Source organism: bacterium (assembly GCA_035370465.1).
Classification (GTDB): Bacteria; Ratteibacteria; UBA8468; order B48-G9; family JAFGKM01; genus JAGGVW01.
Genome location: DAOOVW010000003.1, coordinates 42894 through 53398, shown reverse-complemented (window position 1 = coordinate 53398; position 10505 = coordinate 42894). Strand labels below are relative to the sequence as shown.

General features: G+C 29.0%; 10 protein-coding genes. 4 read left to right on the top strand and 6 right to left on the bottom strand.

Annotated features, from left to right (window positions below; all coding sequences use genetic code 11):
* Positions 1-160 precede the first annotated feature (160 nt).
* From PLW95_00940 to PLW95_00925, 4 genes are read right to left on the bottom strand one after another with little or no spacing between them, the layout of a single operon-like run.
* Entirely contained in the window at positions 161-784 is a 624-nt protein-coding gene (locus PLW95_00940; GenBank protein ID HOV21235.1) for a sulfite exporter TauE/SafE family protein, read from the bottom strand.
* Positions 781-2235, bottom strand: coding sequence for an AmmeMemoRadiSam system protein B (gene amrB, locus PLW95_00935; protein HOV21234.1), 1455 nt, complete (start codon positions 2233-2235; stop codon positions 781-783). Before amrB ends, PLW95_00940 begins: the two co-directional genes overlap by 4 nt.
* Complete coding sequence (amrS, locus tag PLW95_00930) at positions 2232-3296, bottom strand: AmmeMemoRadiSam system radical SAM enzyme (protein HOV21233.1); 1065 nt, start codon at positions 3294-3296, stop codon at positions 2232-2234. The genes amrB and amrS overlap by 4 nt, the downstream gene beginning before the upstream one ends.
* Positions 3293-3739 (bottom strand): Mut7-C RNAse domain-containing protein, encoded by a 447-nt coding sequence (locus PLW95_00925; protein ID HOV21232.1) that lies wholly within the window; start codon positions 3737-3739, stop codon positions 3293-3295. Before PLW95_00925 ends, amrS begins: the two co-directional genes overlap by 4 nt.
* Before the next feature lie 113 nt (positions 3740-3852).
* On the opposite strand from PLW95_00925, the gene PLW95_00920 reads away from it, so the two are divergent.
* On the top strand, positions 3853-4299 hold the full coding sequence (locus tag PLW95_00920) for a YMGG-like glycine zipper-containing protein (GenBank protein ID HOV21231.1): 447 nt from the start codon (positions 3853-3855) through the stop codon (positions 4297-4299).
* Positions 4300-4307: 8 nt separating this feature from the next.
* Here PLW95_00920 and PLW95_00915 read toward each other — a convergent pair whose 3' ends face one another.
* A complete protein-coding gene (locus tag PLW95_00915; GenBank protein HOV21230.1) occupies positions 4308-5135 on the bottom strand; it encodes a sugar phosphate isomerase/epimerase family protein in 828 nt (275 codons plus the stop codon).
* 123 nt (positions 5136-5258) lie between these two features.
* Positions 5259-6383: an aldo/keto reductase gene (locus PLW95_00910; protein ID HOV21229.1), complete on the bottom strand. Its 1125-nt coding sequence runs from the start codon at positions 6381-6383 to the stop codon at positions 5259-5261.
* A 107-nt stretch (positions 6384-6490) separates the two neighbouring features.
* Between PLW95_00910 and PLW95_00905 the strand changes: the two genes are divergently transcribed.
* From PLW95_00905 to mfd, 3 genes are read left to right on the top strand one after another with little or no spacing between them, the layout of a single operon-like run.
* Positions 6491-6964, top strand: coding sequence for a GNAT family N-acetyltransferase (locus PLW95_00905; protein HOV21228.1), 474 nt, complete (start codon positions 6491-6493; stop codon positions 6962-6964).
* A 36-nt stretch (positions 6965-7000) separates the two neighbouring features.
* Positions 7001-7549, top strand: coding sequence for a macro domain-containing protein (locus PLW95_00900; protein ID HOV21227.1), 549 nt, complete (start codon positions 7001-7003; stop codon positions 7547-7549).
* Between the two features lie 14 nt (positions 7550-7563).
* Positions 7564-10449 carry a transcription-repair coupling factor gene (gene mfd, locus PLW95_00895; protein ID HOV21226.1) on the top strand — a complete coding sequence of 962 codons (2886 nt, stop codon included), beginning with the start codon at positions 7564-7566 and terminating at the stop codon, positions 10447-10449.
* Positions 10450-10505 lie beyond the last annotated feature (56 nt).

Genomic DNA, 10505 nt, shown 5'->3' with positions numbered 1-10505 from the left:
AAATGGAAATAGAAAAAGAAGAGAAAAATAAACAATGTGTTGGAGTAGATTTTTAATGTCTCAACGAATTAGTATTTCGAGTAGATTTTTATTTGACACAACAGTCTCTTCACATATTAGAGAATTTAACCCCCGCGGTTATATTGGGAAATTTAATTTCCTAATGAGAAAGAGATAATAAAATTAGGTTAACACCCCAGAATATAAAAATAAAAGACGAAATCAATCTTAAAAATATCTTAAATGAACTTCTATATAAAAATTTCCAGATATATGGGATGAAAATACAAAGGGTAAGAGGTCCAAAAATTGCTCCTAATCCAAAAAGAAATCCAGAAATCACTCCAAATAATATTCCTTTACTGACATAAAAAACATATAAAAAGAATCCAATTAAAGGACCACAGGGAACTAAGCCATAAATCAGTCCTAAAAGAAAAATATGTAAATTTATTTTTTGAAATTTTCCTGCCACTACATATTTTCCACCTGTTTTTAAGAAGAACCATATACCATAAATAATAAGAAAAATACCACCGACAATAAATGAATACTTACTTTCAATAAATGTTTTTAAAAGAAAATGCGAATAAGAGGCAATTCCACCATAAAAAGAATAAGAAAATATCTTACCGAAATTAAAAAGAATGCCTTTCAATAATCCCTGTTTGTAGTTATGACTTCCTTCTCCAACAACAGGAAAAAGTAAAAGCCCACAGTTTATGAGACAAAAGGAAAACCCAAAAATGATACCTGAAAGGAAAAAATTACCATGTAATTTCATTTAAATTCACTTTCACTGAAAACTTCTGCTTGGAAAGTGTAAAGTTCTGTTTCTGGGTCTTTCCATGCATCTGGAGAAAGACCTGCTTTCTGCCAGCAAAGTTGACTTAAAAATTCCTCTTTACTCCATCCTGTTTCATCTGCTACCTGTGGTAAAAAAACACCCTGATTAAATCCTCTTTTAACTATAACTCCATCTCTACCTAAAACTATTTCATCTGAACTTTTTACTCTTTTTGGGACAGTTAAAACAGAAATTTCTATTTCAACATCTTGTAGTTCTTCATATGTTACAGGTGAAAATCTTGGGTCTCCTGTCGCTGACTCAATTGCCATTTTTCTTACCCCTTCAATAAGAGGTACAACAGGATAAATATAACCAATACAACCTCTCAAATTCCCTCTTTTCTTTAATGTAACAAAAACACCTCTTTTCTCATTTAAAACAGGGGTTGTTTCTTTTATTTCAGGCAATGGCTTATTTTTTAAATAAAATTCAAGTGTTTGTCTTGCTATTTTTAAAAGTTTTTCTTTTTGTTCTTTTGTAAGCATATTCTCCTCCTTTTTTTCACTTTTTAAAATAATTATTGAACCATAACCAACAACTCTTTCTTTCTCACCAGTAATTTTTCCTGAATTTGAATGACTTAAAACATCTATTCTGTAAGAACCAATTTTTTCTGCTATTTTCATCAATAAAAGAATTGCAGCATCTCCACATGCTTCAACTTCTTTTCTTTCCTTTAATTTATTATAAATTAAATTTGTATCCTTTGTTTTAAGATATTTAAATAATAAATTATCTTTTTCTTCTGCAATGTTTTCTGGGTAATAATGAGAAAGGTCAGAACTCACAACAAAAATTATATCCTTTCTTTTTTTAATAACATTGTAAATAATGCTAGAAATTTTATTTATATTTTCATTATCAAGGTCTCCAAGCAAAATTGGGAAAATTTTGAAATTTTTACATGCTTTTTGCAGAAAAGGAATTTCTACTTCAATTGCATGGTCAATATCCAATAAATTATGATTTATATGAAATTGTTTTTGGGCATAAAGTTCTTCAAAAAGTGACTTATCTATTTCAACTTTTCCAAGAGGTGTCTGCCAGAAATCCCTATCTTCAATTATAACTTCTTTAAAATAGGCATGATGACTTCTCCCAATAATTATAAATGTTTTATTTGTCATATCTTCAAGTGTTTTAAATGAATATGCCGCTACCTGCCCTGAATAAATATAGCCAGCATGTGGAGCAATAACACCAATAATTTTATCTTTTTCCACTTTTATCTTCTTATTATCAACATTTTTTAGAAAATTATTTATCATTTTTGATAAAGAATCAGTATTTTCGGGATAGAAACTACCTGCAAAATTCGGTTTTCTTACATTTTCAGAATAAAGTAAAAATGGAATTAAAACAAAAAATAAAATAAATTTTTTCATTTTTCCCACACACCTTCAATTTTTTTACCACAATATTTACACTTACTATTTACAATGTTATTTTCAAGAACAGAAAAACCAACTCTTTTTATTAAAAGTTTATCACAATATGGACAATATGTATTTTCATATTTTGTTCCAGGAACATTTCCAATGTAGACATATTTCAAGCCAACTTTTTTTGCAATCTTATATGCTTCTTCTAATGTAGAAACAGGGGTTGAAGGTAAAAATTTCATCTGATACATAGGATAAAACCTTGAAAAATGCAAAGGAACATAATCACCTAAATTTTCTTTTATCCATATGCACATTTTCTCAATTTCTTCTGGTTTATCATTATATCCAGGCAAAATAAGATTTGTAATTTCTATCCATATTTTATGTTTTTTGAAAATTTTCAATGTATTTAAAATTGTCTGTAAATCGCCCTGACAGATGTTTCTATAATATTCTTCATTAAATCCTTTAAGGTCAACATTTACTGCATCAATATAAGGACATAATTGTTCAAGTGGTTGTGCATTTATAAAACCAGAAGTATGGACAATATTTTTAATTTTATTTTGTTTTGCAATTTTTGATGTATCAAACATATATTCATAAAAGTTCACTGGCTCTGAATAAGTATAGGCAATTGATAAGCAATTATTTTTTTTAGCATATTCAACAACTTTTTCTGGTGGAAGATTGAAATTTTTTGTTTCTTCGGGAGAGTATTGAGATATTTGCCAGTTTTGGCAGAACTTACATCTTAATGAACATCCAGCAGATGCAATAGAAAATGTATCTGTTCCTGGCAAAAAATGAAAAAATGGTTTTTTCTCCATTGGGTCTATTGCAACAGAACATGGGTTTGAATATCCCATTGAATAAAGAGTCCCGTCTATGTTTTTTCTTGCTCTGCAAAAACCATATTCACCTGTCTTTATAACACATTTTCTTGGGCATAAAAAACACTGAACAAAATTACCTTCAATTTTTTTATAAAATAATGCTTCTTTTGGAGAGGAAATAAGAACAATAGAAAGTAAAGAAAAAATCAAAATAATTTTTTTCATATTTCTTTTATTACTTTTTTTATTCTCTTACAATGGTCTCCATCCCAATAAATTCTTCCACAATCAGGACATATTGAGAATTTTTCTTTTGTGAGATAAATATATTCTGGAATCTGCCCTTTTATTTTTTCTTTTTCTATTCTTTCAAGTTTCTTATTACAGATTGAACAAAGAGAAAATATATCCTTTTCTTTTATTCTGATTTTAAAATTTTTAATAACATCTTTAAACTGTTCTAATGTATTTTCTCCATTTACAAAATATACAAGTCCAGGAAAGTCCCTACATAATTTTCTATCTTTTGTTAGAACAATTCTTCCTTCTTTTTTTGCCTGTCTGATAAAATCAATTTTCCGTGATGTATTGAAATATAATGTATCATATCCAATAAATCTCAACCACCTTGCTAAACCTCCTAACATACCATCAGCAATGAATTTCATTTTTTATTATTATTTTACCTGTTTGAGTACAGAAAGAAAACTGTTGACAAATGTAATAGAAAAAGTAGAATAAATTTGTAGAGACGATACCATATTTTCACAAGGAGGTAAAAATGAAGAGAGGAATTGCTGTATTGCTTATTGCTGGTATGTTATTGAGTGGATGTGCAAGCGTGGAATGGTCTTCTGAGAAAGGTAAAAAGGGAGCAGGGATAGGAGCAATTAGTGGAGGAATTTTAGGTGCTATCATAGATTCAAATAAACCATGGAGAGGGGCTATCATTGGAGGTGCTACTGGTGCTATAGCAGGTGCATTAATTGGAGATTCAATGGATAAGAACAATGTTGTAGAGACAAAAGAAGATATTGTTTCGCGTGCAGCAAAAGAAGCAGCAACTTTAAATACAACTGTAAAATATTCAAGGACAACAGAAAATGGTATTACAGAAGAAATTATTGCAACACCTGGTAAACTTGAAGGAAATGAAAGAACAGTTACCATTCAATATCTCAGAGATGGTAAATTAATATCCACAGAGACAAGAAAAGTAAAAGTGTAAAAATTATTTTATTTAATAAGTTGCATTAATTTTCTACCATATTCAATATATGACCTGTAAGTTAATTCAGGGTCTCCAACTTTTCCTTCATGAACTATACTTGCAATATGTGGTTCAATTGAAACGAACCCATCATATCCTGAATTTTTAAGGTCAGTAAGAATTTCTTTTACTTTTGAAGAGCCCTCTCCTGGGAAAGTCGCTCCACTCTTATCTGCTTTATAATCCTTAACATGGACATATTTTATATATGGCTTAATTTTAATGTAAAAATCCCATGTATCCATATTTGCATGGGGAATAACATTTCCTGTATCAAACAGGAGGACAAAAGCAGGGGAACTAACCTCTTTTAATAATCTTATTGAATTTTCAGGAGATAGACCTCCCCAACCACTACAATTCTCATGAGCAAGAATTACTCCACCATCTTCTGCAATTTTAGAAAGTTGTTTCATTCTTTTTATAACCTCTTCTCCCCATTTTTTTTCTTCCCATGGATTATCTTTATCATTGGGCCAGGACATAACTCTTATGAATTTTGTATTGAACTTTTTCATTCTTGGTATTGCTCTTTTAAGTTCATCAACATCCTTAGTAAAATCACCAGAAATTTTAGTTGACCAGTTTGCAATACCACTTGCAAAACAGGAAACAAGAAGACCATTTTCATTAACTTTTCTATAAACATCTTCAAATTTCTCATCACTCACCATTGTCAAATTTTCTCCATCAACATTTCTCAACTCCATATATTTCCACCCTAATTCCTTATGTGCTTTTATCTGCATTTCAATTGACTGTCCTGCTTCATCACTTATTCCTGAAAATTTCATTTTTTCCTCCTTTTTTTATTGTTGCTTTTATATAAATCCCTAAACTTTTCAAAAAACTGGCAGGTGTTACCTATGTATCTCAACTTCTTCATAATTATATTATGAAATAATATGGTAAATCTGTCAATTAAAAAGGGTATTGTGTATTTCTTTAAGTAATTTTCTTATTTCAAGTTTCTGAGGGCATTTCTCCTCACATTGCCCACATTCCACGCAGGCATTTGCTTTTTTCCTCTCATCTTTTTCCCATTTTCCAATATTGTTATATGCTTTTTTTGCATAATCAAATAGTCCATAAATTTTATAATAGTTCATTATATTAAAGATATCTGGAATTGCTACACCAAAAGGGCATGGCATACAATACTTACAATTAGTACATGGAATTTCTTTTTTTCTTTTTCTTTCTTCTATCCATTTTTCAAGTAATTTTTTATCCTGTTGAGCAAGAAATTTCCCACCTGACGCAATATTACAATTTTCTTCTACTATTTCAATTGTATTCATTCCTGATAAAGCAATTGAGACATTTTCATTTGAAAAAACAAATTTTAAAGCAATTTCAGGACTTGAATGATATTTATTTTTAAAAAATTTAACAAGTTCATCTGCTTTTTCAAGTCGACCACCTCCAACAGGGCCCATAACTGCAACTCCAACTCCTTTCTTTCTTGCATATTCAATTGCCTCTTCATTACTTCTATCAAGGATATTATACTGGCATAAAACTGTTTCAAAAAAGTTTGTATCAATTATCTTTTTCATAATTTCTGGTTTGTCGTGAAAGGAAAAAGATATATGTTTTATAAGTCCTTCTTCTTTTGCTTTTTCTGCTTCATCTATAAGTTTTAATTTAATAACTTTTTCTTCAAATTTTGTATTATCAAGTAAGTGGAAATGATAAAAATCAATATAATCAACATCTAATTTTTTTAGTTGTTCCTCAAGAAATCTTCTATAATCATCTCTTTTTTCAATATTATAAGTAGGAACTTTTGTTGATACATATATTTTTTCTCTCCACCCTTTCAGTGCTTTTCCAACAACTATTTCACTCTCTCCTGAACAATATCCATAAGCAGAATCAATATAATTTACCCCATAAGAAAATGATTTCTGTATAATTTCAATTGAATATTCTTCATTTACATGTTTTTCTCCATTTTTTTCAATCATTGGTAATCTCATAGCACCGAAACCGAGAATTGAAACATTAATTCCAGTTTTCCCAAATTTTCTGTAAATCATAACTATCTTCTCCTCCTATAAAGTTTTTTAGTAAATAATTAAAATTTTTTATCAAGTGAATTTTTAAGTAATAAAAGGTAAAATAATTATAACAAGGCGAGGCGAATATGCAAATAAAAATAAGAAAAGCAAGAAGTGAAGATATTGAAGAAATTGTGAAAATGACTGAAAAAGTATGGGATGGCTATACAATAGCAGAACTTCTTGAAAAAAAATATGGGAAAATTGCTGGAAAAGAATGGTATCAATATAAAAAAAGAGAAGTTGAAAATTTCTGTAAAAGTCATATTGATTGGGTGTTTGTTGGAGAAGTTAATGGGAAAATTATAGGGTATTCAACTTATACCCTTGATTTTGAGAGGAAAATTGGTGAAGTTGGAAGTAATGGTGTTTTACCAGAATTTCGAGGAAAAGGTATTGGGTCTTCTCTTCATAAAAAAGTTCTTGAAGAAATGAGAAAAGAGGGGATGGAGACTGCAATTGTTTCAACTCTTGAAATAAATATACCTGCTCAAAAAATGTACATAAAACATGGGTTTCAAAAATTAGTTAAAAGTATCTTTTATACTCAGAAACTTTAATAATAATTAGTGTCAAAAAAGGTACAAAGGAGGTGAATTGTGAAAATAGGTGATGTTGAAATTGAAGTTATAAGAGGGGATATTACTGAACAGGCAGATATTGATGTTATTGTTAATGCTGCAAATGCATATCTTTCTCCTGGGGGAGGTATTGCAGGTGCAATTCATAAAAAAGCAGGGCCAAAACTCTATGAAGAATGTAGGAAACTTGCTCCTATAAAAACAGGGGAGGCAGTAATAACATTTGGTTATAATTTACCAAATTCTTATGTTATACATACTCTTGGTCCTGTTTACTTACAGGAGAAAGGTCCTGCTGCCAAACTTGCTGAATGTTATAAAAATTGTTTAAAAATTGCTGATGGAAAAAATTTAAAGTCAATTGCTTTTCCTGCAATATCAACAGGAGTTTTTGGTTATCCAACAAAAGAAGCAGCGATTGTTTCTATTAAAAGTGTTATTGAGGAAATTCCTAAGTTAAAATCAATAAAAAAAATTAGATTTGTTCTTTTTGATGAAACAACTTACAAAATTTTTAAAGAGACACTTGATTTTGGAAATATCTGGTCAACTGGAAAATTTTAGCAAGAGGACGAGAAATGAAACTGATGGAAAAGGTAAATAGCATACTGGGGTTAATTGAGAAAAGAGACCTTTTTTCTATTGTAGGGAACAATCTCTCTTTTTTCTCTTTTCTTATATCAAATATTTTCAAATTTTCAAATTCAAACTTTCTTGTTATTCTTCCTGATGAAAAAGAAGCAATGATATTTTATTCTGATATTTTAAATTTTATAGATGAGAAAGAAGTAATTTTTTTCCCTGAATATGAAAAAGTAGAAGATGAAATTTCAGAAGTTAATATTGAAAGAGTAAAAAGTATTATTGAAATAATAGAGAATAAAAAGTCACTTATAATTACATATTTCCCTGCAATTTTAAATAAAATTCCTCCTTTCTCAAATTTTAAAAAAATAGAAGTTGAAAAAGGAGAAAATATAAGAAGAGATGATTTTATAGAGATTCTTGTAAAATTTGGATATGATAAAGAAGAAGTTGTGGAAATTCAAGGAACATTTAGTACAAGAGGTGGAATTGTTGATTTTTATCCTCCTTTTTCTGATTTCCCTTTAAGAGTTGAGTTTATTGGAAATCGTATAAATTCAATAAGAAAATTTAATCCTTCAAATCAAAGTTCTTTTGAGAAAATTGAAAAATGTTCTATATTACCTCTGAGCGAATTTTTTGTTGGTGAAAGACAGGAGAGTTTTATTTCCCAGGTTAATGGAATAAATTTCATAATTAGAGGAGAGAAATTTATTGAAAAAAATGGAGAAATTCAGGATATAATAGAAAAATCAAATATAGTTGGTGAAAAATTAACTTTTTTAAGGAATAAAAATATATTTTATTTTAATGTTTTTCCTGCTGGTGATAGGTTTAAAATCAGTTCTCAATTTATCTGGAACACTTATCCTGGTGAAAATATAAGTATTTTCTCACAAACAGAATCTCAGAACCAGCGTCTTAAAGAAATACTTATTGAGAGAAATATTGATATATCAAATATTGAATTTTTAAAAGGTAATTTATCATACAGTTTCTCAATTCCAGAAGAAAATATTACTTATATAAGCAATGATGAAATTTTTGGAAGATATAAAGTAAAATACACCCCATTTAAAAAACGCAATTTCCAAAATATTACAGAATGGGAAGAAATTAAAAAAGGGGATTATATTGTTCACTATAATGAAGGAATAGGAAAATTTGTTGGAATGGAAAAGATGGAATTTGATGGGGAGAAGAAAGAATTTATTGTAGGTGAATATGATGGTGGAGATAAACTTTATATACCCATTGAACAAATACAGTTTGTTAATAAATATGTTGGAGATAAGAAACCACAATTATCAAAATTAGGCAGTAAAAATTGGATTAACATAAGGGAAAAAGTTAAAAATTCAATTAGAGACCTTGCATCAGACCTTTATACCCTTTATGTAGAAAGAAAAAAAGAAAGAGGATTTAATTTTGTTTCTAACGATAAAATGGAAAATGAATTTGAAGAAAGTTTTATTTATAAAGAAACAGAAGATCAATTAAAAGCAATAGAAGAAGTTAAAAAAGATATGGAAAGTGAGAAAATAACTGACCGACTTATTTGTGGTGATTCTGGATATGGAAAAACAGAAGTAGCAATGAGGTGTGCTTTCAAATCCGTATTAAGTGGAAAACAGGTAGTTGTTTTAGTTCCAACAACTGTTCTTTGTCTTCAGCATTATTTAACTTTTTCTGAGAGATTTGTTGATTTCCCTGTGATAATTGAGCAACTATCCCGTCTTGTATCTGAAAAAAAACAAAAAGAAATAATAAATAAATTGAAAGAAGGAAAAATAGATATAATTATCGGGACACACCGACTCTTACAGCAGGATGTGAAATTTAAAGATATTGGACTTCTGATAATTGATGAAGAGCAAAAATTTGGTGTTGTTCATAAAGAAAAAATAAAAGCGATGTTCAGAAAAGTTGATGTTTTAACTTTAACAGCAACTCCTATTCCAAGGACACTTTATATGTCTTTGAGTGGATTGAAAGACATAAGTTTAATTGAAACACCACCAGAAGGGAGATTATCAGTTATAACATATGCTGGAATATATAATGAAGGAATAGTAAAGCAGGCAATAAAAAAAGAAATGGAAAGAGGAGGACAAACATTTTATCTTCATAACTATGTATATGATATTGAAAAAGTAAAAGAGAAAATTAAGAAACTTGTCCCTGAAAGTAAAGTTGAAGTTGCTCATGGGAAATTAAAACCAGAGAAACTTTCAGAAATTATGAGGTCTTTCTCAAAGGGAGAAATAGATGTTCTTGTTGCAACAAGTATTGTTGAAAATGGGCTTGATATACCAGGAGCAAATACTTTAATAGTTGATGATATAACAAGATATGGACTTTCTGACCTTTATCAATTGAGAGGTAGAGTAGGAAGATATAAATGGCGCGCTTATGCTTACTTTTTTATTCCGAAACATATTCCATTAAACGAAAATTTAAGAAAGAGAATAGATGCATTACAGAAATTAAATAGTCCTGGTAGTGGATATAAAATTGCTTTAAAAGACCTTGAAATTAGAGGAGCAGGAAATATTTTAGGGAAGCAACAACATGGATTTATTGACATGGTTGGATTTAACCTTTATTGCAGGTTCTGGAGAGAAGTAATGGGAGAAATAAAAGGGCAGGAAGTAAAGCAACCAGAAGAGGTTGAATTTCCATTTATTTTGCCAGATGATTTTGCACCCTTCCCATCATTTAGATTCTACATATATAAAAAATTAAGTGAAATAAAAACAGAAGAAGAAAAGAGTAAGTTTATTGAAGAAATAGAAGATAAATTTGGTTATTTACCAGAAAAAATAAAAACATTAATATCTAAGAAAAATAGTATAAATTATTCAGAGATAGAGATATAAAGCATATTGACTTTAAATTTTTCTTTTATTGAGAATTTTTATTTAAAAAATTTCCA